The organism is Phyllobacterium sp. RCAM01083 (assembly GCF_055685835.1).
In genome coordinates this window covers 2,773,568-2,799,495 of sequence record NZ_JBVFZN010000005.1, presented here as the reverse complement: position 1 = coordinate 2,799,495, position 25,928 = coordinate 2,773,568, and the positions used below count along the sequence as shown (strand labels likewise).

Genomic DNA, 25,928 nt, shown 5'->3' with positions numbered 1-25,928 from the left:
TCAAAATGGATTCGCCGTGGAAACAATCACCATCGTCTTGCTGATGCTTCTGGCCGTTGTGGTCAGTGACTCCATCGTGCGCGTGCTGCCTCTGGCCGTACCGCTGCCGCTGGTGCAGATCGGGCTTGGCGCAGCGATTGCCTCGGTCACCAGCATCCGTGTGCAGCTCGATCCCAACATTTTCTTCCTGCTGTTTCTGCCGCCGCTGTTGTTTCTCGATGGCTGGCGCATCCCCAAGGAGGGTCTCTTCCGGGACAAGGGCATCATTCTGGAGATGGCGCTCGGCCTTGTCATCTTCACGGTGATCGGTGTCGGCTTCTTCGTGCACTGGATGATCCCTTCCGTCCCCCTGCCGGTGGCCTTCGCCTTGGCCGCCATCGTCTCGCCGACCGATCCGATCGCCGTTTCCGCCATTGCGGCGCGCGTGCCGATTCCCTCGCGCATGATGCATATTCTCGAAGGGGAATCCCTGCTCAACGATGCGTCCGGCCTCGTCTGCATGCGTTTTGCCGTGGCCGCGATGCTGACCGGCAGCTTCTCGATCACCGAGGCGTTCTTTACGTTCCTCTGGCTCGCTTTTGCCGGCATTGCCATCGGTATCGGCGTGACCATTGGCGTCACGCGCGGCAAGGCATTCCTCGCCCGCAAGCTCGGTGAGGAGAGCGGCTCGCAGATTCTCATCAGTCTGCTCATCCCCTTCGGCGCATACCTGCTGGCCGAACATGTGCATGCCTCGGGCATCCTTGCCGCCGTTGCCGCCGGTATCACCATGAGCTATGCCGAGAACACGGCCCAGTCCATGGCGCTGACCCGCGTGCGCCGCACCGCGGTGTGGGATACGGCGCAGTTCGCCGCCAATGGCGCCATCTTCGTTCTGCTCGGCGAACAGCTGCCCGGCATTTTCTCCGGTGCCGTCGAGAATGTGCGGCACGGCGAGACCAGCCCCTGGTGGCTGCTGGTCTATGTCGTGGTCATTTATGCCGCTCTGGCTGCCCTGCGCTTTCTCTGGGTCTGGGTGTCGTGGCGCGTGACCATGGCGCAGCGCCGCAGGCAGGGTGAGGCCGTGGTCAAGCCAAGCTGGCAGCTGATTGCCGCCATGTCGTTTGCCGGCGTTCGCGGTGCCATCACCCTTGCGGGTATCCTGACACTGCCGCTGTTCCTTTACGACGGCTCGCTGTTTCCGGCCCGCGATCTCGTCATTTTCCTTGCCACCGGTGTGATCATCCTGTCGCTGGTCATGGCCAGCGTCAGCCTGCCGCGTCTGCTGCGCAACATCGACCTGCCCATCGAGGATTCAAACCAGCGCGAAGAGGATTATGCCCGTATCGCTGCCGCGGAAGCCGCAATCATGGCGATCGAGCGGGCCCAGCACAGCCTGGCATCGGGCCGTGCCGACGCCGATATCTATACGGATGTCGCCAACCACATCATGGAGCTCTACCGCAAGCGTATTGACGGGCGCATGCAGCTCGGGGAAGAGCGCGAAGAGGTGGCGCGGAGCGAGGAAATCGAGAAGCTGCTGCGCATCACCGCGCTTCGGGCGGAACGGCAGGAAATTCACCGCCTGGTGCGGGCAAGGCGGCTTGAAAGCAGCATTGCCACGAAAATGGTGCGGGATATCGACCTACTGGAAGCCCGCTTCCAGTAGGTATCCATTGAACCCTGATCAGTTCCAGTCGTCGGGAATCTGGCGCACGGCACCCCGGGCAGCACTGGTTGCCATGGCGCCATAGGCGCGCAGCGCCGTGGTGATCTTGCGCTTGCGCTTTTCCTCCGGCTTCCACGCAGCGGTGCCCTTGGCTTCCATTTTCGCGCGGCGTTCGGCCAGGACGGCATCGTCGACGGCCAGATGAATCCCGCGGTTCGGAATGTCGATATCGATGATATCGCCGTCCTCAACCAGACCGATCAGGCCGCCTTCCGCCGCTTCCGGTGAAACGTGGCCGATGGAAAGGCCGGATGAACCGCCGGAGAACCGGCCATCGGTGATCAGCGCGCAGGCTTTGCCGAGACCCTTCGATTTCAGGTAGCTGGTCGGATAGAGCATTTCCTGCATGCCCGGTCCGCCGCGCGGGCCTTCGTAGCGGATCAGCACGATATCGCCCGGTTTGATGCCGCCATTGAGAATGCCGAGAACGGCACTATCCTGGCTTTCGAAAATGCGGGCGGGACCGGAGAACTTCAGGATCGAGTCGTCAACACCGGCGGTTTTGACGATGCAGCCGTCTTCCGCCAGATTGCCGTAGAGCACGGCCAGACCGCCATCCCTGGAATAGGCGTGTTCAAGATTGCGGATAACACCCTTTTCGCGGTCAAGATCGACATCGGCAAAGCGGCGCTCCTGGCTGAAGGCTACCTGTGTGGGGACGCCGCCCGGTGCCGCCTTGAAGAAATCATGCACGGACGGGTTTTTGCTGCGCACCACATCCCAGCGGTCAAGAGCAGCGCCGAGATTGGCGGCATGCACGGAATAGACCGATGTATCAAGCAAACCGGCGCGGTCGAGTTCGCCGAGAATACCCATGACACCGCCCGCGTGGTGCACGTCTTCCATGTGCACATTGGCAACGGCAGGCGCCACCTTGCACAGCACCGGAACGCGGCGGGACAGGCGGTCGATATCGCTCATGGTGAAGTCGACTTCGCCTTCATGCGCAGCGGCCAGCAGGTGCAGCACGGTGTTTGTCGAGCCGCCCATGGCGATATCGAGGGTCATGGCATTTTCGAAAGCGGCAAACGAAGCGATGGAGCGCGGCAGAACCGTTTCATCGTCCTGTTCGTAATAGCGGCGGGCGAGATCGACAACGAGATGACCGGCCTCGACAAAGAGGCGGCGGCGGTCCGCATGGGTGGCGAGCGTCGAGCCATTGCCCGGCAGGGAGAGGCCGAGTGCCTCGGTCAGGCAGTTCATGGAATTGGCGGTGAACATGCCGGAGCAGGAGCCGCAGGTGGGGCAGGCCGAGCGCTCGATGGCCTTCACTTCTTCGTCGGAAATGCGGTCGTCAGCGGCCGCAACCATGGCATCGACCAGGTCGAGCTTCTTTTCCTTGTCTTCCCAGACGACTTTGCCCGCTTCCATCGGTCCGCCGGAGACAAAAACGACGGGGATGTTGAGGCGCAGCGCTGCCATCAGCATGCCGGGCGTGATCTTGTCGCAGTTGGAAATGCAGACCATGGCATCCGCACAGTGGGCGTTGACCATGTATTCGACGCTGTCGGCGATGATTTCACGCGACGGCAGGGAATAAAGCATGCCGTCGTGACCCATGGCGATGCCGTCATCGACGGCAATCGTGTTGAATTCTTTGGCGACGCCGCCGGCGCTTTCGATTTCGCGCGCCACGAGCTGGCCGAGATCCTTCAGGTGGACGTGGCCGGGCACGAACTGGGTGAACGAGTTCACCACGGCGATGATCGGCTTGCCGAAATCCTCGTCTTTCATGCCGGTCGCGCGCCAGAGCCCGCGGGCTCCTGCCATGTTGCGGCCATGTGTGGTGGTGCGTGAACGATAAGGAGGCATTGTCGAAAATCCTGCTGATGACGGGCGAGGGAGCATCTCTTACAGAAAAAGAGTTCCCATGGCAAAAGAATGGAATTTTATTGCCTTGAAGGGGCGTGTTTCATTGCATTGATTACATAAGGCAGATGCCGGGCGCATGAAACGGGACGTAATGTCTCGCCCCGCCGAGCGCCTGTCAGAACGCGGTGAAGGTCAGCGTTGTCAGCGACCGCGCAATGCCTGATATATCGAGCACGTTGGTGTTGATGAATTTGCCGATATCCTGATCTTCCGGAATGTAGATCTTGGCCAGAAGGTCGAACTCGCCGCTGGTCGAATAGAGCTCCGAGACGATTTCACGCTCGAACAGGGTTTTTGCAACTTCGTATGTCTTGCCGGGTGCGCATTGCAGTTGCAGAAAGACAGGCTTCATAAATTCCTCCGGAAGGCTGGGCGATTTTCAGTCAGCATAATTGCTGCGACGCTTCTTAGCCAGTTGTTCTCGTCTCGCAACTGCGATATATATCCCGCGTTCGCACAGGCTATCTGGGAGAGACCGGTAAAACCGGCGCCGATGGAGCAACCGCCCCGGAAACTCTCAGGCAAAAGGACCAGAATAGTCTAGAACATCTGGAGAGAGGTATGGTTTGAAAAGCCGTACCCACCGAAGGAGAAAGCCCTGCCCGGTTGCATGACCGGAAAAAGGCGCCGACGACATGGATGACAAACATCCGGCGGGCGCTCAAAGGGCCAAGCTCTCAGGTTCCGTGACAGATGGGGTTTCGTGCCGTTGTCAACGGCGAAACTGAAACCATGTGTTGCCTGAGGACCGTTTTATCATGACCCATATCGCCATTATCGGCGCCGGTATCACCGGCGTGACGACTGCCTATGCGCTTGCCCGCCAGGGCTATTCCGTGACCGTGTTCGACCGCAACCGCTATGCGGCCATGGAAACATCCTTCGCCAATGGAGGTCAGCTCTCCGCGTCCAATGCGGAGGTGTGGAACAGCTGGTCCACGGTGCTCAAAGGCATGAAGTGGATGCTGCGCAAGGATGCGCCGCTGCTGATGAATCCGAAACCCTCCTGGCACAAATATTCCTGGATGGCGGAATTCGTCATGAACATCCCGCACTACGAAGAAAATACCATCGCCACCACCAGGCTCGCCATTGAAGCGCGCAAGCGCATGTTCGAAATCGCTGCGGATGAAAAGATCGATTTCGACCTGGAAAAGCGCGGGATCCTGCACATTTACCGCTCGAAATACGGTTATGACCACGCGGTCAAGGTCAACAGGCTGCTGGAAGCCGGTGGTCTTGACCGGCAGGCCGTCACCAATGAGGAAATCCGCAGCATCGAACCGGCCCTGAACGGTTCCTTCTATGGCGGCTTCTTCACGCCATCCGATTCGACCGGTGATATCCACAAGTTCACCCGCGGCCTTGCCGCTGCCGCCATCCGCCACGGCGTGCGCTTCATTGGCGATGCCGACGTTGCCGAACTGAAGCACGGCGCCGGCGGCGTGGTGGTGGAATGGAACAGGGCATCCGTTGCCGATGCCGGGACGGAGACGGAGCGTTTTGACGCCATCGTCATCTGCGCCGGCATTGCCAGCCGCAAATTTGCCGCCCAGCTCGGCGACCGCGTCAACATCTATCCGGTCAAGGGATACTCGATCACCGTCAATCTGGATGATGCCGGGAGCCAGCAGTCGGCCCCATGGGTGAGCCTGCTCGACGATGATGCAAAGATCGTCACAAGCCGTCTTGGGGCGGGGCGCCTGCGCGTGGCCGGTACGGCCGAATACAATGGTGAGAACCGCGACATCCGCCACGACCGGGTCAAGCCGCTGGTCGACTGGAGCCGCGACCTGTTCCCGGGCATGGACACGTCCAATGTGGTGCCGTGGGCCGGCCTGCGTCCGATGATGCCGAACATGCTGCCGCGCGTCGGTGCAGGCAAGCGGCCTGGGGTATTCTACAACACCGGTCATGGCCATCTCGGCTGGACACTGTCTGCCGCCACGGCTGAAATCGTCGCCGGGCACATCAGCGCCGCCATGCCCGTCGATGCCAGCCCGCAGGGCGGATGGCTCGCCGCCGCCGAATAAAACCGGCTTGCACGCAAAGGAGCGCCTGTTACCTCAGGCGCTCTTGTCGTGCTGGGCCGACATGGCAAACTATTGCACGCGGCACATAAAAAGTGATTGGCGTTTAAATGCGCTTGTATCACGGTTTTGTGGCGATATGGCCACTAGTGCCGGGTTGCATGGCTGATCAGGTGCCATTGCGGGTTGGCCAGCTTTTCCCGGCATGTTATCGTTTTCTTAAGCTCGAAGGGCGAATTTTATCAATTGCAGGCAGCGTGCGCACGGTCCCTGCAGTGTATCCTTGTGTTTATTGATGTGTAGGGAATTTGCTGGTTGATGGACTTGAAGCGCCCACAGGCCAGTTGTTTCGGTGCCGCGTTGCTGGCCCTTACGGCCCTTGTCTCGCCTGCCCAGGCCTTTGATCTTTTCGGCGTTCATCTCTGGGGTGCCAAGAAGGAGGACGATGCGGATTCGGTCATCGCCGATCCGCAGAGATACACGGTTGAAACCGCTGCTTCGACAAGCGAGGAAACCAAGGCGCTCGTGGAGGGCGCATCGAGCCTGTTTGCCGACAAGGACAAGCCTGCCTCCGGTGCGGCGGGACTGCTCGCCAAGGCGCGTGGAGATTATCGCCGCATACTTGGTGCGCTCTATGCGGACGGCCGCTATGGCGGCACCATCAGCATTCAGGTCGACGGCAAGGAGGCGAGCGATATTCCGCCGGATGCCGTGCTGTCCAAGCCGGCCAAGGTGGTCATTTCAGTCGATCCCGGATCGCAATTCTTGTTTGCGTCGGCCCGGGTCAAGAACATGGCGCCGCCGACGCTCGACCCGAAAGACTTTGTCGAAAGCCCGGAGAAACAAGGCTACATCGCTGGCGAGATCGCCCGCTCGACAGCCATCGTCAAAGCTGAGCGGCTGGTGGTCGATGCCTGGCGCCAGCAGGGGCATCCAAAAGCCCGGATTGTCAGCCGGGAAGTCATCGCTGACCACGAGACCAACCGGGTTGACGCGACCATCGATGCCGATCCCGGTGCCAAGGCCGGTTTTGGACCGGTGCAGGTCAAGGGCACCGAGCGCATGGACCCGGAATTCGTGGCGTTCATCACCGGCCTGCAGCCGGGACAGGAATACGATCCCGACGAAATCGAGAGAGCCAAGAAACGGCTGTCGCGCCTCGAAGTCTTCCGCTCGGCGCGAATCGAGGAAGGCGATGCAATTGATAGCAACGGCCTGCTGCCGATCACCGTGGCGGTGCAGGAACAGAAGTTGCGCCGCTTCGGTGTTGGCGGCAGCTATTCGACGCTGGACGGTCTCGGTCTCGAGACATACTGGCTGCACCGCAACCTCTTCGGCCGGGCGGAACGGCTGCGCATTGACGCCAAGATCGGCGGCATTGGCAGTCAGTCCTATGATCCCTCGGAATACAGCTATCTGCTGGGTGCAAGTTTCACCAAGCCCGGCATCTATACGCCTGATACCGATTTCATCGCCTCGCTGATTGGTGAGCGCAAGGTGCTCGACGCCTACACGCAGACATCGATTACGGCCGATGCCGGTTTCACCCAGATTTTCTCCGATGAACTCTCGGGCAGGCTTACTGCCAATGTTTCCAAATCGCAGTTCAAGGACGATTTCTTCGGCACGCGCGATTTTCTCACCGTCGGTTTGCTGGGTGGCCTCACCTATGACAGCCGCAACAGCAAGGTCGATCCGGCGCGCGGCTATTTTCTGGAAGGGTTGCTGTCGCCGTTCTACGAGATCGAGCATGGCAACTTCGCCACCAAGTTCACGGCGGAGGGCCGCACCTATTTCGGCTTCGGTAAGGACGACCGGTTCGTGCTCGCCGGCCGCTTGAAACTTGGCACGATTGTCGGCGCAGAAATTGCCGAACTGCCTTCGGACCAGCTGTTCTTTGCCGGTGGCGGCGGTTCGGTGCGCGGTTACGCCTATCGCAACATCGGCGTCAATGTCGAGCGCAACGGCACAAGCTATGTGATCGGCGGGCGGTCGCTGGTCGAGGGGTCCGTGGAGGCGCGCGCCAAGATCACGAACACCATCGGTGCCGTCGGCTTTGTCGATGCGGGCTATGTGGGCGAAGAGTCTTTTCCCGATTTTGCCCAGCAGTTGCGTGTGGGCGTTGGCGCCGGCATTCGTTACAATACGGGCCTTGGCCCGATCCGCCTCGATGTGGCCATGCCGCTCGACCGGCGGACAAACGACCCGAGTTTTGCATTCTACGTTGGTATAGGACAGGCGTTTTGACCCGGATTTTCGCAGTCATATTCCTTCTGCTTTTTGCAGCACCGGCTTTGGCGCAGGATAGTGCCGAGGCGGAAAAGTCCTATTTCCTCAGCTTCGTCGAGGAACAACTGTCGACGCCCAATCGCCAGATTTCCATTTCCGACATTCAGGGCGTCCTGTCGTCGGAAGCCAATATCGGCAGCATCACCATTGCCGACCGTGAAGGAATCTGGCTGCGCATTACCAATGCGAAAATTGTCTGGAGCCGTCTGGCGTTGCTGCGCGGGCGTCTGGATATCAACAGCCTCGGCGCGGAGCGCATCGATGTCATCCGCAAGCCGCTGCCGGACACCAGCAGCCTGCCTTCACCCGAAGCCAAGGGTTTCAGTCTGCCGGAGCTGCCGCTTGCAGTCATCCTGCAGGATTTGCAGGTGGGACGCATTGCCTTCGGCGACAGTATTTTCGGGCTGAAGTCGGAAATCTCTCTGGCAGGCAGCCTGACACTCGATAGCGGCTCCCTGGATTCGAACCTCAAGGTGCAGCGTCTTGACGGCCCGGGCGGCACCTTTGCGATCAAGGCGGCCTATGCCAAGGAAAGCCAGAAGCTCGATCTGGATCTGTCGCTCAATGAACCGCAGAACGGTATTGCCGCCAATCTTCTCAATATTGAAGGCAGGCCGCCGGTTGCGCTTTCGCTGAAGGGATCGGGCCCGCTCGGCGATATTGCCTTGCAGTTGACGCTCGATGCCGCCGGCAAGCGCGTTCTCACCGGCAGCACGCAGATCAACCGTCAGGGCGAGGGACTTGCGTTCAAGACAACCGTCGATGGCGCGATCGCCATGCTGGTTCCGCCGCTCTTCCGGGATTTCTTCGGCAACGATACCGCGCTGGCGGTCAATGGCGTGGTGCGCGATGCCGGCGGTGTTTCGCTTGACCGGTTGACCATCAAGAGCGCTGCTCTTGCGGTCGATGCGACAGCCGATACAACCAATGATGGATTTTTGCGCCGCCTGAAGGTGGATGCCTCGATTGCCGATCCCAGCGGCAAGAAGGTCATTTTGCCGGTTGCGGGCGGTCAGACAACCGTCGACAAGGCTGCGCTGGCGGTTGCGTTCGGGGCAAGTGCCGGCAATGACTGGTCGAGCACGCTTGACGTCACCAACCTCACCACCAACAATTTTGCCGCCAAAACAGTCAATCTCGTTGCCAAAGGCCTGGCGGACAATCTCGACAACCCGGCCGCCCGTTCCCTGAGCTACGATGTGAACGGCGATGTGTCGGGCATCACGGCCAAGCGCGCCGATATCGCCAAGGCACTGGGCGACCTGATCCAGCTGAAGATCAATGGCGACTGGAAGGCCGGTACGCCGGTCAATCTCAAACAGGCGCTGGTTGCCGCCAACGGCTTCAGCACGGCGCTGGCCGGTACCATCGACAAGTTCATCTATAACGGCGACATCCTGGTCAAGGCGTCGAGCATCGCACCGTTTTCCGAACTTGCCGGACGCGATCTCGCCGGCGCGCTCGATCTGAAGGCCAATGGCGCTGTCGAAGCGCTGACGGGTGGCTTCAATCTGATGCTGGATGGCCATGCAGCCGGCATGACGCTTGGCATTGATGCGGCGGATCGCGTGCTTGAGGGCGAAACCCGCATCACCGGCGGCCTTGCGCGCGGCGAAGCGGGCCTTAGCGCCAGGAACTTCCGGGTCGAAAACCCGCAGACGCTGGTCACGGCCAATGGCACCTTTGCCACAGGCGCCGCCAATTTCGATTTCGGTCTCGATCTCACCAACCTCGCGCTCCTGTCGGAAAAGACCAGCGGTCCACTCAAGGTCAAGGGCAGCGCGCGCGGCAGCGACGGCATCATCGCTCTGGCGTTCAATGCCGGGGTTCCGGATGGCAAGCTCTCCGGGCGCAAGCTCAGCGAAGGCGCGTTCTCCTTCAACGGGCTTCTGCTCAAGGATGCGCTGGACGGCAAGGTATCCGGTCTGGCGTTCCTTGACGGCATTCGTGCCGATCTTGCCACGGAACTTGCCTTGCACAAGGACGAAAAACGCCTGAGCAATATCCAGTTCATTGCCGGCGGCACACGGCTGCGCGGTGATGTCACCCAGGACAAGAAGGGGCTGCTTCAGGGCAACCTGACCCTCGCTTCCAGCGACGTGTCGACGGCCGCAGCCCTGTTCCTCGTGGAGGCGACCGGCAAGGCGAATGCAGCCATTGCGCTGGCCCATGATGACGAGAGCCAGAACATCGATGTCAAAGGCGATATTGACGGGCTGAAGGCCAACAATGTTATCGTCGGCAAGGCGGCGATTGCGCTGGCCGCCCAGAACATCTTCAAGGTTCCATCCGCCAACGGCACGATCACGGCCACTACGGTTTCGGCCGGTGGTGTCGATATCTCGACCCTCGATGCCCAGGCGGCGCAGCAGGGCAAGACCACCGATTTCAAGCTGAACGCCGCGCTGAAAAATGGAGCGAAAACCGCTATTGGCGGTTCACTCGAACCGACGGAAAAGGGCTTTCTCCTGTCGCTCGCCAATGCGGACCTGACCCGTGGTGCGCTTGCCGCCCGGCTGGTCCAGCCGGCCGCCGTCAATGTCGCCGGCAGCAATGTTTCCTTCGGTGATATCATTCTGGATATCGGCAAGGGCAAGGTCACGATCCGCGGCGATGTCGCCGAAAAACTAGACCTCGCCGTTGCCATCGAGAAGCTGCCGCTCGATGTCGCCAATGCGGTCAAGCCCGATCTGGGGCTGGGCGGCGAAATCAACGGCACCGCCAGGATCGGCGGCACCCGCGACAAGCCTGACGTGAACTTCAATATGCAGGCCCGAGCGATCACCGCCGCCGTACTGAAAAAGGCCGGACTGGATGGCCTCAATCTGGACGCCAAGGGCACATCGACCACGGATCAGCTCAATGTCGATGCGCACCTGACTGGTGCAAACGGGCTCGATGCATCGGCCAAAGGCTCGGTTCCGCTGACGCCGGGACAGCTTGCCGTCGATCTGACGCTCGGCAACCTGCCGCTGCGCGCGTTGAATGGCGTGGTCAAGGATCAGAACCTGGCGGGCAACGTCACAGGAAGGGGCCGCATCACCGGCACGGTGCAGAAGCCCAATGCCGAATTTGACCTGAAGGGGTCGGGCCTCTCCGCCAAGCCTTTGCAGGACGCCGGTCTGTCGCCGTTGCAGCTGACCGCCGCGGGCCGCTTTGCCAACGATACGTTGACACTTACCTCAGCCAAGGCTGACGGACCGCAGGGTTTCACCGTGTCGGCCAATGGCAATGTGCCGGTTTCCGGAAACGGGCTTGGCATCAATGTGACGGGCAATATCCCGTTGTCCCTGGCCAACCGCTTCCTTGCCGATCGCGGCACGCAGGCGAAGGGCAATATTGACGTCACCGCATCCGTCTCCGGCAGTTTCCAGCAGCCGCTCATCCGCGGCATGTTCTCGGCCAACGGTGCCGAAGTGGTCGATCCGGAAACCAATCTGCGGCTGCAGCGCATTACCCTGCTCGGCAGCATGGAAGGACAGACCGTCACCATCCGCACGCTCAATGCCGGGCTTTCCACCGGCGGCACGGTCAGCGCCACCGGTACGATCTCCACCGATGCAGCGGCGAATTTCCCCGCCAACATCCAGATCAAGCTCGACAAGGCCCGCTATGCCGACGGCAATCTTGTCGTTGCCACGCTGACCGGTGCGCTCGGCGTCAACGGCCCCTTGACGCGCGATCCCGTGATTGCCGGCAACATCAATGTCGACCGCGCGGAAATCAGCGTTCCCGAAAGCTTTGGCGGTTCGTCGGCGGTCATCGACGTCAAGCACAAGAAGACGCCGAAGGCCGTCGCCACGACGCTGAAGCGCGCCAAGGCCGACCAGCCCGCCACGGCAACACCCACCGCACGGCCCAGTGTGGTGCGGCTCGATATCAATGTGACAGCGCCCAACAAGATCTTCGTGCGCGGCCGGGGGCTGGATACGGAAATCGGCGGCTCGGTGCGGCTGACTGGCCCCGCAACCGATATCCAGCCGGTCGGTGCGTTCGACCTGGTGCGCGGGCGCTTGGAAATTCTCGGGCAGCGTATCACCTTCACCGAAGGGCAGGTCACGCTGGTCGGGGACCTCAACCCGGAACTCAATTTCGTCGCGAGCACCCAGAGCAGCGACATTACCGTCAATGTCACGGTCAAGGGGCGGGTATCCGATCTGCAGATCGCGTTCTCGTCGCAGCCGGAGTTGCCGCAGGACGAAGTCCTTGCCCGCCTGATCTTCAACCGCTCCATCAGTGAGTTGTCGCCATTGCAGATTGCGCGGCTGGCTGCCGCCGCGGCCGAACTGGCCGGCGGATCGAATTCATCCCTGCTCGACAGCCTGCGCAAGGGCACCGGCCTCGACGATCTCGATGTGACAACCGACAGCGAAGGCAATGCGGGCGTCAAGGCCGGGCGCTATATCCGCGACAATGTCTATCTTGGCGTGGAGGCGGGCGCTGCCGGCAAGACCAAGGGCACGATCAATCTCGACGTGACGCCGCAGCTGAAGGCCAAGGGCTCCGTCGGCAGCGATGGTGACTCCGGCGCCGGTGTGTTCTTCGAACGAGATTATTGAGCGGTGCTGCGGGGACGGAGGGGAATATCCTCCTCCGTCTCAGGTCCTTGGCGGAAGCACCGGCAACGGTTCTGCACGGCCGACCACAAAGGCATAGGTGAAAGCGCCGACCAGCGCCATGAAGGCTGCCATGGCGAAGGACGGCGTATAGTTGCCGTGGAAACGGTCAAGCAGTGCACCGAACAGGAACGGGCTGATGATACCGGCAATGTTCGAGGCAAAATTCTGGATACCGCCGATGGATGCGACGTGATGGGAACTGGGCGCCACATCGGCGGGCAGGGACCAGATGGCCGTGGCGGCTACGGCGAGGCTGCTGTAGGAAATCGCCAGGAAGATGAGTGCCATGTAAAGCGATGATACCAAGGCTGCCGGCAGAATGGCCGCGCCGCCCAGCAGGCCTCCAACCATGATGAGCTTGCGAATGGCCGTGACGTCGGCACCGCCGCGGATCGCCCGGTCTGCCCAGGCGCCTGCGCTCCATGCGGCGACCACCGCGGTCAGGCCCGGAATCATGCCGAATGTACCAAGCTCCGCCAGGTTGAGGCCGCGTGCATTCTTCAGATAGTCCGGAAACCAGGTAAGGAAGAAATAGATGACGAAGTTCAGGCAGAAAAATCCGATCATCATGCCCCAGATGGTGCGGTAACGGAAAAGGTCGATCCAGCGAATCTTGACCGCTTCCGCATCATCGGTTGCATCGGTGCGTCCGCCATTGTCGGTGATGTACTGACGCTCAAGATCATTGGCGCCGGTGTGTTCGGCCGGATCGCGGTACATCACATACCAGAAGAAGGCCCAGACAAGGCCGAGCGCGCCGAGGATGGCAAAGGAATAATGCCATGTGGTCAGGGCAATAATGCCCGTAACGATCGGCAAGGCAAGCACGGTCCCGACACGCGAACCGGAATCGATCACTGCCGTGGCGAAGGCCCGTTCGCTCTTCGGGAACCAGCGGGAGGCTGCCTTGGTCGCGCTGGGATAGGCCGGGGCTTCCCCGGCGCCCAGGGCAAAGCGCACGGCAAAAAATCCCCAGAAGCTGGTGGCCAGCGGCGTCAGCGCGGTAAAGGCCGACCACCAGACCGCGGCGATGGTGAATGACCGGCGTGAACCGACCTTGTCGGTGAACCAGCCGGCAATGAGCATCATCCCGTCATAGGCCCAGAAGAAGGCGCCGAAGATCAGCCCCTTTTCCGCATTGGTCAGCTGAAGATTGAGTTCGGCATCGATATAGGGCAGTGCCACGCTCAGATTGGCCCGGTCGAGGTAATTCATCGTTATGCCAAGAAAGCACATGGCAAGAATGATGTAGCGGACCTTGCTGGCGCCCGCCGGCGCCTTTTGCGGCGGGTGGGCAGATGACGTTGCGATGCTCATGAATGGACCTCCCAGTACCGTTCGGACGCTGCGCAACGCCCATGGAACCGCGCCGTCATCCGGCGCGATGATTCTCATAGTAAGGAAAACCGGCTCCTTGTCAGCCCTGAACGACGGTCTGCTTCTGCTCGCCCAGCCCCTCGATGCCCAGTGTCATGACATCTCCGGCCTTCAGGAAGATATTGGGTTTCTGGCCAAGGCCGACACCGGGCGGCGTGCCGGTCGAGATGATGTCGCCGGGATGCAGGCTCATGAATTGCGACAGGTAGGAAACGAGATATTTGACGCCATAGACCATCGTTTCGGTCGAGCCGTTCTGATAGCGGTGACCATTGACCTCCAGCCACATTTTCAGCTTCTGCGGATCAGCCACTTCATCCTTCGTCACCAGCCACGGGCCGGTAGGACCGAATGTGTCGCAGCTTTTGCCCTTGGTCCACTGCCCCTGGCGTTCGGCCTGGAAGGCCCGCTCCGACACATCGTTGATCAGGCAATACCCCGCCACATGATCGAGCGCCTCGTCTTCGCCGACATATTTGGCGTGCTTGCCGATGACCACGCCGAGCTCGACTTCCCAGTCTGTCTTCAGCGAGCCGCGTGGAATTTCCACATCGTCATTCGGGCCTACAATGGCCGAGGTCGCCTTCATGAAGATGATCGGTTCCGGCGGCACGGTTGCCCCCGTTTCCGCCGCATGGTCGGAATAGTTGAGGCCGATGCAGATGAACTTGCCGGTTCCCGCGACGCAGGGACCGTAACGGTCGACAGTGACCTCGGGCAGCGACGCCGGATCAATGCCTGCGAGCTTTTTCAATCCCGCAGGCGAAATCGCTTCACCGGCAATATCCCCGACGTGTGCGGAGAGATCACGGACCTTGCCATCCTTGTCGACAAGCCCCGGCTTTTCCTGACCGGCAGGACCGTAACGCACGAGTTTCATGGGGTAACCTTTCTGATTGGGAGGGGATCAATAGGTGGCGCGGCCACCGGAAATGTCGAAAACGGCACCCGTCGTGAACGAGCATTCCTCGCTGGCGATCCAGCTGATCAGGGATGCCAGTTCATCGACGGTGCCAAACCGCTGCATGGGTATTTTCGACAGCATGTAGTCGATGAATTCGGGCTTGAGCTGCTGGAGGATCGGCGTATCGACGGTGGCTGGCGTAATGGCATTGACGGTAATGCCGTCATGCACAAGCTCCTTGCCGAGCGATTTCGTCAGGCCGATCACCGCCGCCTTCGACGCGCTGTAGGCCGAGGCATTCGGATTGCCTTCCTTGCCGGCAATGGACGCAACATTGACGATGCGGCCATAGCCGTTCTTCTGCATGAACGGCACGACGAAGCGGTTGCAGTAAAACAGACCGTTGATGTTGATATCGAACACGCGCTTCCACTGATCGATCGGATACTCCGCCACCTTGGCGTTCGGCCCGGTAATCCCGGCCGAACAGATGAGGATATCGATCCTGCCGGCGCTGGCGGCGGTGTCCTGCGCCGCCTTTTCCACCTGCGCCGGGTCGGAAACATCGAGCGCCAGCCCATGCGCGCCCTCACCGAGCCTGGCCTTTGCTTCCCCGATCCGTGCTGCATCGACGTCCCAGAGGCTGACCGTGCCGCCCTCCGACACGATCCGCTCCGCCGTCCTGTAGCCTATGCCGGAAGCACCGCCGGTAATGACCGCATGCCGCCCCTCATAGCGCCTGATGGTGTTCGCCATGTTCCCTCCCGAACGGTTGGCCTCAGTGGTTGTCGCGCGGCAATCCCTTGGTCTGGGCAATGCGCTGGAAATCGACCGCCGGTTTCAGGACCATGCCCTGTGCCAGCTGATCGACCATGCCGCGCTGGATTTCCTGCCATGGCGTCTGGCTGGCCGGATATTTGTAGCCGCCCGCCGCCAAAAGGTCGTCCCGGCGCTTTTGCAGTTCCTCCTCATCGATGAGGATGTTGGCGGTGCCTTTGCGCAGGTCGATGCGCAGGTGGTCGCCGGAGCGCACCAGTGCCAGGCCGCCATTGACCGCCGCCTCGGGCGAAGCATTGAGGATGGACGGCGAACCGGACGTGCCGGACTGGCGGCCATCGCCGAGGCATGGCAACGCATGGATGCCTTTCTTCAAGAGATAGCCCGGGGGCTGCATGTTGACCACTTCGGCCGCGCCGGGATAGCCGATGGGGCCGGTACCGCGCATGATCAGAATGCTGTTCTCGTCAAGGCCGAGTTTCGGATCGTCGATCCGCGCATGGTAATCTTCCGGGCCCTCGAACACTTCCGCGATGCCTTCGAATGCTTCCGGATCGTCCGGGTCGGAAAGATAGCGCTCGCGGAATTCGTCGGAAATCACGCTGGTTTTCATGATGGCGCTGTCGAAGAGGTTGCCCTTGAGATTGATGAATCCGGCCTTCTTCTTCAGCGGTGTCTCATAGGGACGAATGACGTCGGTGTTGAGATTTTCCACGCCCTCGCAATTGGTGCCGATGCTCTTGCCGTTGACCGTAAGCGCTGACGGATGCGGCAGCCGCTTTGCCTTCAGCAGTTCCGCCACGACGGCAGGCACGCCGCCTGCGCGGTGGTAATCTTCGCCAAGATATTCCCCTGCAGGCTGCAGGTTGACCAGCAGCGGCACGTCATGACCGATGGTCTGCCAGTCATCATTGTCGAGCGCGATATCGAGATGGCGGGCAATCGCGTTCAGATGGATGGGCGCATTGGTCGAACCGCCGATGGCCGAGTTGATGACGATCGCATTCTCGAAGGCTTCGCGCGTCATGATATCGGAAGGCTTCAGGTCTTCGCGCACCATGTCGACAATGCGCTTGCCGGTATCATAGGCGATCTGGCCGCGTTCACGGTACGGTGCCGGGATGGCAGCGCCGCCGGGCAGTTCCATGCCGAGTGCTTCGGCCAGCGAATTCATCGTGGTGGCGGTACCCATGGTGTTGCAATAGCCGACGGACGGTGCCGACGACGCCACGATATCCATGAACTCGTCGTAGTTGATTTCGCCTGAAGTCAGCTTTTCGCGCGATTTCCAGACGATGGTGCCGGAGCCGGTGCGCTCGCCGCGGTGCCAGCCGTTCAGCATGGGCCCGACGGAGAGGGCGATGGCGGGAATGTTCACCGTGGCGGCGCCCATCAGCATGGCTGGTGTGGTCTTGTCGCAGCCGATGGTCAGCACGACGCCGTCGAGCGGATAACCGAAGAGGACTTCCACCAGCCCGAGATAGGCAAGGTTGCGGTCGAGCGCCGCTCCCGGACGCTTGCCGGTTTCCTGAATGGGATGAACCGGAAACTCGAAAGGGATACCGCCCGCCGCGATGATGCCGTCGCGCACCCGCTTGGCCAATTCGATGTGATGGCGGTTGCAGGGTGAAAGGTCCGAGCCGGTCTGGGCGATACCGATGATCGGCTTGCCGGACTGCAATTCCGCCCGCGTCAGGCCGTAGTTGAGATAGCGCTCGAGATAGAGCGCCGTCATCCCCGGGTTGTCAGGATTGTCGAACCATTCCTGCGAGCGAAGCTTTTTCGGGGTTTTGTTGGTGGTCATGAAAGCAACTCCTGGATGGGGGCACGCCCCAATTACTCTTTGACCGCGCCGGTCATCGAGGACACGTAATAATCGACAAAGAATGAGTAGAGGATGACGACGGGCAGCGAGCCAAACAGCGCCCCTGCCATCAGCGAACCCCACTCGAAAACATCCCCTCGCACCAGCTCCGTCAGGACACCGACCGGGACAGTCTTGTTCTCCGAGGATTGGATAAAGGTCAGCGCATAGATGAACTCATTCCACGACAAAGTGAAGGCGAAAATGCCGGCGGAGATCAATCCTGGCACCGCCAGCGGCAATATGACCCTGACGAGGATTTGCCAGCGCGATGCGCCGTCGACGAGGGCACTTTCTTCCAGCTCGAACGGGATCGAACGGAAGTAGCCCATGAGCAGCCAGGTGCAGAACGGAATGAGGAAAGTGGGGTAGGTGAAGATCAGCGCCAGCTTGCTGTCATAGATGCCGAACTTGAAGACGATGACAGCCAGCGGGATGAACAGGATAGAAGGCGGCACCAGGTAGGCAAGGAAGATCAGGAGCCCGACGGAACGCGAGCCCTTGAAGCGGATGCGCTCGATGGCATAGGCGGCAAAGACCGAGGCTGCAAGCGACAGCACGGTCGCGCAGACCGAGACAACGAGCGTGTTCCACAGCCAGCCGGGATAGGAGGTCTCGAACAGGAGATATTTGATATGGTCGAGTGTCGGCCCGACCACCCAGAACGGGCTGTAATTGTTGTAGTCCGTCAACTGCGAGTTGGGTTTTACCGCCGTGATTGCCATCCAGTAGAACGGGAACAGCAAAACGATGATGAAAACGGCCAGCGGCAGATAGAGCACGACGATGCGCCGCGGCAGCCGGTTGAGATAGCTCATGCCCTGCGCGTCGTCGGTGAGTGGCGCCGTGGCGGTCTGTTCGGAAATGCTCATGGTCGTTCTCCCCCCTTAATCCTGTCCGCCCTGCTGCCATTTCCGGCGCTGCAGGCCGAAGAATGAGAACAGGATCGAGGCAAGCAGGAACGGGATCATGGCGACGGCAATCGCCGCGCCTTCGCCGAGCTGCCCGCCGGGGATGCCCCGCTGGAATGAAAGCGTGGCCATGAGGTGGGTGGCATTGACCGGCCCGCCCTTGGTCAGCACGTAGATCAGCTGGAAATCGGTGAAGGTGAAGAGCACCGAGAAGGTCATCACCACGGCGATGATGGGCGTGAGCATGGGCAGGGTGATGAAGCGGAAGCGCTGCCAGCCGGTCGCGCCGTCGAGCGAGGCCGCCTCGTGCAGCGATTGCGGAATGGTCTGCAGGCCCGCGAGCAGCGAAATGGCAACGAAGGGAATGCCGCGCCAGACATTGGCGGCGATGACCGATGCCCGCGCATTGTTGGGGTCACCGAGGAAGTTGATGGGCGTATCGATCAGGCCGAGCTTGATCAGCGACCAAGAAATGATCGAGAATTGCGCATCGTAAATCCACCAGAAAGCCAGCGCCGACAGCACCGTCGGGACAACCCAGGGCAACAGGATGATGGCGCGGAAGAATGACTTGAACGGCAGGTTTTCATTGAGGATCAGCGCGAGCCACAGCCCAAGCGCGAACTTCAGCACCGATGCGATAAAGGTGTAGAGAACCGTATTGTAGACCGTCATCCAGAACACGGAATCGTTGGCAAGCGCTATGTAATTGTCGAGACCGATGAAAACCCCATCCCGGCCGATCTTGGCATCGGTGAAGCCAAGCCAGACACCAAGGCCGAGCGGATAGGTCAGGAAGCACAGCAGGAACACCGCCGCCGGCAACAGAAACATGAAACCCAGGAATGTATTGTTCCGGGTCAGCGCGCCGAGGGCTGAAGGTGGCTTTGCGGATGGCATCGTGGTCATCGAAAGTCTCCGGTTGCGGGAGCAGGCAGGGCGGAAAGGGTGACCTGTCGCCCTTTCCGCCCTGGTCCTCTGGCTAGACGTTGTAGTAACGGTTGGCGCGTTTTTCCGCCTGGGCGATGGCGTCTTCCGGCGTCATCTGTCCCGTTACGGCGGTGGCATACATGTCGACCAGCACATAGTCGGCCATCACGCCGGCCGATGCCGTTCCGAGCGGTCCGGCATAGCCGTTCGGCCGCAGGCTGCCCGATGCCTTGGCATAGGCCGCATGGATGGGGTTGGATGTCCACACGGGATTGGCGGCATATTCCTTCAGCGGCTGGCAGCAATAGGCACTGGCGCCTTCGATCCACGCATTCATGTTGTCAGCCTGATACATGAACTGCAGATAGGCCTTGGCGGCTTCCGGATATTTCGTGTGCTTGAAGATGGAGACGGTGGACGCCTGGTGCAGCTCGACCGACTGGCCGACCGGGCCGATGGGCAGATTGACCGAGCGCATGTCGTCGGCAATGGCTGCCATCGCCGGGTCCTTCTTAGCCGCATAATAGACAGACACGCCATTGGCGGTCAGCGATATCTGTCCGGCCAGGAAGGCGCGGTTGTTGTTGACGTCCTGCCAGCTTTCCGTGCCGGGAATGAAGGTCTTGTAGAGTTCCTGCGCATATTTCACCGATGCCAGCGTTTCCGGGCTGTTGATGACAACCTTGCCGCTTTCGTCGACCATCTTGCCGCCATGGCTCCACAGCAGCCAGTGCGCATAATTGTTGCCGTCGCCCACGGCCTTGCCATGCGGGAAGCCCGCGGGCGTGCCCTTGGCGTGCATGGCCTTGCAGAGCTCGAGAAAGCCTGCCGTGTCCTTGGGGAATTCGCTGAAGCCGGCGGCCTTCATGTGGCTGTCGCGGTAGACGATGGCGTTGCCGATGGCGCAGAGCGGCAGGGCGATGAACTTGCCGTCCCGTTTGGCATAGCCTTCGAGACCCGGATACCAGCCGCCATGGGCGCCGCCGAGATAGGTGCCGAGCTCGCTGACATCGACCAGCTTGTCGGGATATTGATGCGGGTCGTCGAACCAGCTCATCACCATGTCCGGGCCCGAGCCGACATTGGCGGCGACGGCGGCCTTCGGGCGCACGTCTTCCCAGCTTTCCTTGTCGATGCGCACTTCAACGCCGGTGGCGTCGCTGAACTTCTTGGTATTGGCAAGCCATGCGGCTTCTTCTGCCGGCACGAACGGCACCCAGCGCAACAGGCGCAGTTTTGCACCCGTTTCCGGCTTGTAGGCGGGGGCGGCCTGGGCAAAGGCCGGGGTAAGGCCCAGCCGGTTCAACCCGGCAGCGGCCACAAGTCCGGCAGAAGCGCCGAGAAGATGTCGTCTGTTGATGGTCATGGATGCTCCTCCTTGGGGTTTCACAAGCATGTCCGGAACGTCTCCCGCTTCCGGCCCATGCTTTCCGGGGGCTTATATGACCGGCACACGCTCCCCGACTGGCAGGTGCCGCTTGGTGGTTTTCAGACGAGGCGCTTGCCGCTCTCCGCGTCGAAGAGATACGTCGCCTCGGCGTGGATCGACAGGCCGACCGTCTCGCCCGGACGGGCATTGATGCGCTGGTGGAACACGCCGGTAATGTCGTCGCCGCCGATGCGCATGATCATCTGGGTTTCCGATCCGGTGGGCTCGATCACCACGACGTTTGCCGGGATGCCGCCCTCGGCAATCGTCATGTGCTCGGGCCGCAGTCCGTAGATCAAGGCGCGTCCCCTGGCGCTTTCGGGTGCCTTGGCTACCGGCAGGACAACACCCTTCTCTGTCACGAATTTCAGCGCATCATTCGGGTCGAGCCTGCCCTTGATCATGTTCATGGCGGGCGAGCCGATGAAGCTGGCGACGAACAGATTGGCCGGCTGGTCATAGAGTTCGAGCGGCGCCCCGATCTGTTCGACGATGCCGTCATGCATGACGACGATCTTGTCGGCCATGGTCATGGCCTCGATCTGGTCGTGCGTCACATAGACCGTGGTTGTCTTCAGGCGCTGGTGCAGTTCCTTGATCTCCGCGCGCATGGCGACGCGCAGTTTCGCATCGAGATTGGAGAGCGGCTCATCGAACAGGAATACCTGCGGATCGCGGACAATGGCGCGGCCCATGGCCACGCGCTGGCGCTGGCCGCCGGACAATTGCCGGGGAAAGCGGTCGAGCAGGTGGGTGAGGCCCAGAATTTCCGCTGCCGGTTTGACGCGCTTGTCGATCTCGGCCTTGGCGGCACCTTTCAGCGTCAGCGAAAAGGCCATGTTGTCGGCAACGGTCATGTGCGGATAGAGCGCATAGTTCTGGAACACCATGGCGATGTCGCGCTCCTTCGGCGCGAGACCATTGACCACCTGTCCGCCGATGCGGATCTCGCCGGCGGAAATATTCTCCAGCCCCGCCAGCATGCGCAGCAGCGTTGACTTGCCGCAGCCGGACGGTCCGACCAGAATGACGAACTCGCCATCGGCGATCTCGATATCAACCCCCTTGATAACCGGATGCGTCCCGAATGATTTTCTGACATTGGCGAATTCGACTGATGCCATGCCTGTTCCTCCCTGAAATGTGCCTAACGGTGCTTCTCCCAAAACACCGCGCGAAAATACTATCCCCGGCCGACCAGCGGCATTTTCGTCGCCATGACAGTCAGCGACAGCACATTGGCTTCCAGCGGCAAGCCGGCCATGTAGACAACGGCATCGCCGATATAGTGCGCCGGTATGGTTGGCTCGCTTGCCGTCTCGCCGTTGGCCTGCAGCACGCCGCCCGCCATTTTCGACGTCATTTCGGTGGTGGCATTGCCGATATCGATCTGGCCGCAGGCAATGTCGAAGGGCCGTCCATCCAGCGCGGTCGACTTGGTCAGACCCGTGATGGCGTGTTTCGTTGCTGTATAGGGCGCCGAATTCGGCCGCGGCGTCGTTGCGGAAATCGAGCCATTGTTGATGATGCGCCCGCCGCGCGGTGTCTGCGCCTTCATCAGTTTCAGCGCCTGCTGCGTGCACAGGAATGCGCCGGTCAGATTGGCGCCGACAATGGCGTTCCACTGCTCGAACGTCACCTCTTCCATGGCGACATTCGGCACATTGATCCCGGCATTGTTGATCAGCAGGTCCAGCCGTCCATAGGCCGCCTTGACGGCTTCGAACAGTGCGGCGACGGATTTGGGATCGCTGACATCGGAGACAATGGGATTGACCGTTCCCTTGGTCTCGGCGGCCAGTGTTCTTGCTGCTTCATCGAGCACGTCCTTGCGCCGCCCGGTGATGACGACGGTCCAGCCGACACCGAGCAGTGCCACAGAAATCGCCTTGCCGACGCCCGTGCCGCCGCCGGTCACCAGTGCGATCTTGCCTCTGCCTGAATCCTGATAATTGGTCATAGTGTTCCGCCCAGTTCGTCTTCGATATGCGCCTTGATGATGTCGTCAAAGACGGTCTCCGCCTTGAACCCGAGTGCGGCCGCGCGCCGCGTGTCGAAATCCGTCGCCCAGCCTGCCACGATTTTCTGGATGGTCGCGTCCGGTTCGCGCCGGATCAGCTTGACCGCCTTTTCACCCGCCACGCGCTTCAGGGCTGCAATCTCTTCGCCGACGAGGGCGGAAAGGCCGGGCATGGAGAGGTTGCGGCGCGGTCCGACTTTTTCGAGGTCCAGCGTTGCCGCATGCACGAAAAAGCCGACCGCGGAGCGCGGGCTTGCGAACCAGTGCCGGACATTCTCGTCCACCGGCAGAATGGCTTCCTGCCCCGCCAGCGGCTCGCGCAGGATGTTGGAGAAGAAGCCCGAAGCCGCCTTGTTCGGCTTGCCGGGCCGAATGCAGATGGTCGGCAGGCGAATGCCGATGCCGTCGAAAAAGCCGCGGCGGCTGTAGTCGGACAAAAGCAGCTCGGAGATCGCCTTCTGCGTGCCGTAGCTGGTGAGCGGCGTGGTGAAGAATTCGTCGCCGATCTTGTCGGGAAAGGGCGTGCCGAACACCGCGATGGAGGAGGCGAAGACCACACGTGGACGATAAGGTGCCTTGGCGCTTTCCAGCCGGATCGCCTCGAACAGGAACCGCGTGCCGTCGAGATTGACCTTGTAACCCTTTTCGAAATCCGCTTCGGCTTCACCGGAAACAATAGCCGCAAGATGAAAGATCAGATCGGGGCGGCTGGCAATCAGTCGTTCAGCAACACCGGCATCGGAAAGGTCGGCCGCTTTTGTCGTGGAAATACCGGCGAGGGCGCGCGGCGCCACCGGCTCGATCACATCGACCAGCGTCAGCGTGTCGATGCCGCCGCCGAGGATACCCTCTTCAGCCGCGATCCTGTCCAGCAATTTGCGGCCCACCATCCCGGCGGCGCCAATGACCAGTACGTGCATATGCAATCAACCTCTTTGTCATGCGGGCAGGTCGCCCGTTTTGTTCAAACGCTATGCGCGAGGGGAAAGATGCGAGGTTCGCAGTGACACAGTGGCGCAAAGGCCATGCCAGGCCCCGTTGGGCCAATCCCTGCAATACCTGCAGCTGAACTCAAGAACCGATCCTCCCAGAACGTCTTTTTCTGCCAGACCTGGCGGGTCTTATGACAGCGCTAACACAAAGTTATGCACACTCACTAGCATTCATCAAGCGATTTATGGTAGCGCTATCATTATTCTGCTCAATCCCACCGGGATCATGCCATGCCACGCAAACGCAACGCGCACCGGAATGCCGACACGCCGACTTTGGCTGACGTGGCGCGGCTTGCCGGTGTGAGCGATATCACCGCCTCTCGCGTGGTTCGCAACAAGGGGCCGATCGCCGATGCGACACGGGCGAAGGTCCTCGCCGCCATCGCCGAACTTGGCTATATTCCCAACCGGGCGGCGGGCAGTCTTGCTTCCTCGGGTTCCACGCTGATGAGCGTGCTGTTGCCCTCGCTGTCGAACATCGTCTTTCCCGATGTGCTGCGCGGCATCCATACGGCCCTGACCGAGACGGCGTTTCAGCCGGTCATCGGCGTCACCGACTACGATCCGGTGATCGAAGAACGCATTCTTCTGTCTTTTCTCGCATGGCAGCCCGCTGCGGTGATTCTGGCCGGGTTGCATCATACGGCCACCGCACGGCGGCATCTGGAGCATGGGCGTTTTCGCGTCGCCGAACTCATGGACATCGATGGGGATCCGGTTGATATCGCCGTGGGCATGTCGCATTGGCAAGCCGGCTATGACACCGGCAAACATCTGGTGCAGCGTGGCTACCGCCGTTTCGGTTATGCCGGTCACAGCATCGCTAGCGATGATCGCGCCCGCGCCCGCTATGATGGCCTGCGGGCCGCCTTGAAAGACGCCGGTCTGCTGCTGGTTGCCGAAGAGCGCGTGCAGGGGGGCAGCTCCACCATGGCTGGCCGCCACCTGCTTGAGGCGATCCTCCGGAAAGCGCCGGGGCTTGATGTGGTCGTCTTCCCCAATGACGACATGGCCATGGGCGGCATCTTCCATTGCATGCATGTGGGGATAACGCCGAAGGAACAGTTGGGCATTTTCGGCTTCAACGGCCTCGATATCGGGCAGGCCTTGCCGTTGCCGCTGTCGACGATCCTTTCCAAGCGATTCCTGATCGGCAAGACCGCCGCCGAAAAACTCCTGGAAAGCCGCGAACGCCCGGCTGAAAAGACCATCATCAACACCGGTTACGACATCATAGAAGGAGCAACCGCATGACGGCGGTCCTGTCCGGACAGGCGGCAGCGCTCAGGCGGATTTGACCGGCTTCAGGGATTGCAGCCCGAGGCCGCCGACGGCCAGAAGCACGCAGGCGATGCCGATGATCTGGTTCCGGTTGACGGTTTCCCCGAGGAAGATGACGGCGAATATCACCGCCGAGACCGGTGCCACGGCGGTAAAGAGCGAGGCTTCGGCGCCGCTGACCCGCGCGGCACCGGCATACCACAGCAGGAAGCCGCCAACCGTCGGAACAATGGCGTAGTAGATGACAGCCCAGAACGATCCAATGCTCATGCCGCCCGTCCATGGCATTTCGAACAGCGCGGGCACGATGGCCACCGCCAGTCCGAGGCCTGTCATCAGCGTTGAAAGGGCAAGCGGCGGAATGGGCGTCCTCAGGCGCTTGTTGATCAGGATGAACATGCCTTCGCAGATGACAGCCGCAAAGATCAGCGCATTGCCCGGCAGGGAGTGTGTGCCGCTTTCGCCGGGGCGGAAGGCGATGCTGACAACGCCCGCTGTCGCCAGCAGAATGGCGACGAGGGTAAAGCGGTGCGGCCGTTCGCCGAGGACGAGAATGGCGATTGCTGCGGCAACCACCGGCAGCGTCCCGATGATGACGCCGGCATCCGTTGCCGAGGTCAGTTTGAGGCCGGATATCAGCAGGGTCGTGTAACCGACGCTGCCGGCGCCCGCCTGCAGGATGAGAAGGATCCAGGCAGAGCGGTCAAGCCGCGGCCACTTGGTTCGCGTCAGCCGCATCAGTAACAGGAATATCGGGAAGGCGACGGCGAAGCGCAGGGCTGTTGCCGTGAAGGGCGGCAAGCCCGCTGCAATCACCTTGCTGGCAATGATGGTGCTGCCGACGAGCACCATGGCGAGTGCGAGAAAAACATAACCTTGAACCTGCTTGGACATGCGCAATCCTTTTTCATCCCGGGAAGGC

Annotated in this window: 18 protein-coding genes and 1 riboswitch; of the genes, 5 read left to right on the top strand and 13 right to left on the bottom strand. The window is 61.1% G+C overall.

What is annotated here, in order from left to right; genetic code table 11:
• Nucleotides 1–16: 16 nt before the first annotated feature.
• The gene (locus ACZ25R_RS20535; RefSeq protein ID WP_346305268.1) at nt 17–1,648 is read left to right on the top strand and encodes a Na+/H+ antiporter; all 1,632 of its coding nucleotides are present in this window, start codon (nt 17–19) and stop codon (nt 1,646–1,648) included.
• An 18-nt stretch (nt 1,649–1,666) separates the two neighbouring features.
• Here the strand turns inward: ACZ25R_RS20535 and ilvD are convergent, their stop codons facing one another.
• A complete protein-coding gene (gene ilvD / locus ACZ25R_RS20530) occupies nt 1,667–3,520 on the bottom strand; it encodes a dihydroxy-acid dehydratase (RefSeq protein ID WP_223614092.1) in 1,854 nt (617 codons plus the stop codon).
• 175 nt (nt 3,521–3,695) lie between these two features.
• Nucleotides 3,696–3,932: an Lrp/AsnC ligand binding domain-containing protein gene (locus ACZ25R_RS20525; protein ID WP_105733984.1), complete on the bottom strand. Its 237-nt coding sequence runs from the start codon at nt 3,930–3,932 to the stop codon at nt 3,696–3,698.
• 104 nt (nt 3,933–4,036) lie between these two features.
• A riboswitch (glycine riboswitch) is annotated at nt 4,037–4,123 on the top strand.
• 215 nt (nt 4,124–4,338) lie between these two features.
• Between ACZ25R_RS20525 and ACZ25R_RS20520 the strand changes: the two genes are divergently transcribed.
• From ACZ25R_RS20520 to ACZ25R_RS20510, 3 genes are all read left to right on the top strand, one after another.
• The gene (locus tag ACZ25R_RS20520) at nt 4,339–5,613 is read left to right on the top strand and encodes a D-amino acid dehydrogenase (protein WP_472462046.1); all 1,275 of its coding nucleotides are present in this window, start codon (nt 4,339–4,341) and stop codon (nt 5,611–5,613) included.
• Nucleotides 5,614–5,928: 315 nt separating this feature from the next.
• Nucleotides 5,929–7,857 carry an autotransporter assembly complex protein TamA gene (locus ACZ25R_RS20515; protein WP_472462045.1) on the top strand — a complete coding sequence of 643 codons (1,929 nt, stop codon included), beginning with the start codon at nt 5,929–5,931 and terminating at the stop codon, nt 7,855–7,857.
• On the top strand, nt 7,854–12,458 hold the full coding sequence (locus tag ACZ25R_RS20510) for a translocation/assembly module TamB domain-containing protein (RefSeq protein WP_472462044.1): 4,605 nt from the start codon (nt 7,854–7,856) through the stop codon (nt 12,456–12,458). Before ACZ25R_RS20515 ends, ACZ25R_RS20510 begins: the two co-directional genes overlap by 4 nt.
• A gap of 39 nt (nt 12,459–12,497) precedes the next feature.
• On the opposite strand, the gene ACZ25R_RS20505 is transcribed toward ACZ25R_RS20510, so the two are convergent.
• From ACZ25R_RS20505 to denD, 10 genes are all read right to left on the bottom strand, one after another.
• Nucleotides 12,498–13,835 carry an MFS transporter gene (locus ACZ25R_RS20505; protein WP_464662152.1) on the bottom strand — a complete coding sequence of 446 codons (1,338 nt, stop codon included), beginning with the start codon at nt 13,833–13,835 and terminating at the stop codon, nt 12,498–12,500.
• Nucleotides 13,836–13,935: 100 nt separating this feature from the next.
• The gene (locus ACZ25R_RS20500) at nt 13,936–14,775 is read right to left on the bottom strand and encodes a fumarylacetoacetate hydrolase family protein (protein WP_472462043.1); all 840 of its coding nucleotides are present in this window, start codon (nt 14,773–14,775) and stop codon (nt 13,936–13,938) included.
• A 27-nt stretch (nt 14,776–14,802) separates the two neighbouring features.
• On the bottom strand, nt 14,803–15,555 hold the full coding sequence (locus ACZ25R_RS20495) for an SDR family NAD(P)-dependent oxidoreductase (RefSeq protein ID WP_472462042.1): 753 nt from the start codon (nt 15,553–15,555) through the stop codon (nt 14,803–14,805).
• A gap of 22 nt (nt 15,556–15,577) precedes the next feature.
• On the bottom strand, nt 15,578–17,380 hold the full coding sequence (locus ACZ25R_RS20490; RefSeq protein ID WP_472462041.1) for an IlvD/Edd family dehydratase: 1,803 nt from the start codon (nt 17,378–17,380) through the stop codon (nt 15,578–15,580).
• Between the two features lie 32 nt (nt 17,381–17,412).
• On the bottom strand, nt 17,413–18,312 hold the full coding sequence (locus ACZ25R_RS20485) for a carbohydrate ABC transporter permease (RefSeq protein WP_223614102.1): 900 nt from the start codon (nt 18,310–18,312) through the stop codon (nt 17,413–17,415).
• A gap of 15 nt (nt 18,313–18,327) precedes the next feature.
• The gene (locus ACZ25R_RS20480) at nt 18,328–19,260 is read right to left on the bottom strand and encodes a carbohydrate ABC transporter permease (protein WP_472462040.1); all 933 of its coding nucleotides are present in this window, start codon (nt 19,258–19,260) and stop codon (nt 18,328–18,330) included.
• A gap of 73 nt (nt 19,261–19,333) precedes the next feature.
• Nucleotides 19,334–20,647, bottom strand: a complete 1,314-nt coding sequence (locus ACZ25R_RS20475) for an ABC transporter substrate-binding protein (RefSeq protein ID WP_472462039.1) — start codon at nt 20,645–20,647, stop codon at nt 19,334–19,336.
• A gap of 122 nt (nt 20,648–20,769) precedes the next feature.
• A complete protein-coding gene (locus ACZ25R_RS20470) occupies nt 20,770–21,834 on the bottom strand; it encodes an ABC transporter ATP-binding protein (protein WP_130271541.1) in 1,065 nt (354 codons plus the stop codon).
• A gap of 59 nt (nt 21,835–21,893) precedes the next feature.
• Nucleotides 21,894–22,670, bottom strand: coding sequence for an SDR family oxidoreductase (locus tag ACZ25R_RS20465; RefSeq protein ID WP_472462038.1), 777 nt, complete (start codon nt 22,668–22,670; stop codon nt 21,894–21,896).
• Entirely contained in the window at nt 22,667–23,650 is a 984-nt protein-coding gene (denD, locus tag ACZ25R_RS20460; protein WP_472462037.1) for a D-erythronate dehydrogenase, read from the bottom strand. Before denD ends, ACZ25R_RS20465 begins: the two co-directional genes overlap by 4 nt.
• A 303-nt stretch (nt 23,651–23,953) precedes the next feature.
• On the opposite strand from denD, the gene ACZ25R_RS20455 reads away from it, so the two are divergent.
• Nucleotides 23,954–24,979, top strand: a complete 1,026-nt coding sequence (locus ACZ25R_RS20455; RefSeq protein WP_472462036.1) for a LacI family DNA-binding transcriptional regulator — start codon at nt 23,954–23,956, stop codon at nt 24,977–24,979.
• Between the two features lie 30 nt (nt 24,980–25,009).
• Here the strand turns inward: ACZ25R_RS20455 and ACZ25R_RS20450 are convergent, their stop codons facing one another.
• Nucleotides 25,010–25,900, bottom strand: a complete 891-nt coding sequence (locus ACZ25R_RS20450; RefSeq protein ID WP_472462035.1) for a DMT family transporter — start codon at nt 25,898–25,900, stop codon at nt 25,010–25,012.
• Nucleotides 25,901–25,928: the final 28 nt, after the last annotated feature.

Bases quoted from the DNA above. Each gene is read 5' to 3' on its own strand.
- ilvD (WP_223614092.1), bottom strand. From the start codon at position 3,520: ATGCCTCCTTATCGTTCACGCACCACCACACATGGCCGCAACATGGCA.
- ACZ25R_RS20525 (WP_105733984.1), bottom strand. From the start codon at position 3,932: ATGAAGCCTGTCTTTCTGCAACTGCAATGCGCACCCGGCAAGACATAC.
- ACZ25R_RS20520 (WP_472462046.1), top strand. From the start codon at position 4,339: ATGACCCATATCGCCATTATCGGCGCCGGTATCACCGGCGTGACGACT.
- ACZ25R_RS20515 (WP_472462045.1), top strand. From the start codon at position 5,929: ATGGACTTGAAGCGCCCACAGGCCAGTTGTTTCGGTGCCGCGTTGCTG.
- ACZ25R_RS20505 (WP_464662152.1), bottom strand. From the start codon at position 13,835: ATGAGCATCGCAACGTCATCTGCCCACCCGCCGCAAAAGGCGCCGGCG.
- ACZ25R_RS20500 (WP_472462043.1), bottom strand. From the start codon at position 14,775: ATGAAACTCGTGCGTTACGGTCCTGCCGGTCAGGAAAAGCCGGGGCTT.
- ACZ25R_RS20495 (WP_472462042.1), bottom strand. From the start codon at position 15,555: ATGGCGAACACCATCAGGCGCTATGAGGGGCGGCATGCGGTCATTACC.
- ACZ25R_RS20490 (WP_472462041.1), bottom strand. From the start codon at position 17,380: ATGACCACCAACAAAACCCCGAAAAAGCTTCGCTCGCAGGAATGGTTC.
- ACZ25R_RS20485 (WP_223614102.1), bottom strand. From the start codon at position 18,312: ATGAGCATTTCCGAACAGACCGCCACGGCGCCACTCACCGACGACGCG.
- ACZ25R_RS20480 (WP_472462040.1), bottom strand. From the start codon at position 19,260: ATGACCACGATGCCATCCGCAAAGCCACCTTCAGCCCTCGGCGCGCTG.
- ACZ25R_RS20475 (WP_472462039.1), bottom strand. From the start codon at position 20,647: ATGACCATCAACAGACGACATCTTCTCGGCGCTTCTGCCGGACTTGTG.
- ACZ25R_RS20470 (WP_130271541.1), bottom strand. From the start codon at position 21,834: ATGGCATCAGTCGAATTCGCCAATGTCAGAAAATCATTCGGGACGCAT.
- ACZ25R_RS20465 (WP_472462038.1), bottom strand. From the start codon at position 22,670: ATGACCAATTATCAGGATTCAGGCAGAGGCAAGATCGCACTGGTGACC.
- denD (WP_472462037.1), bottom strand. From the start codon at position 23,650: ATGCACGTACTGGTCATTGGCGCCGCCGGGATGGTGGGCCGCAAATTG.
- ACZ25R_RS20455 (WP_472462036.1), top strand. From the start codon at position 23,954: ATGCCACGCAAACGCAACGCGCACCGGAATGCCGACACGCCGACTTTG.
- ACZ25R_RS20450 (WP_472462035.1), bottom strand. From the start codon at position 25,900: ATGTCCAAGCAGGTTCAAGGTTATGTTTTTCTCGCACTCGCCATGGTG.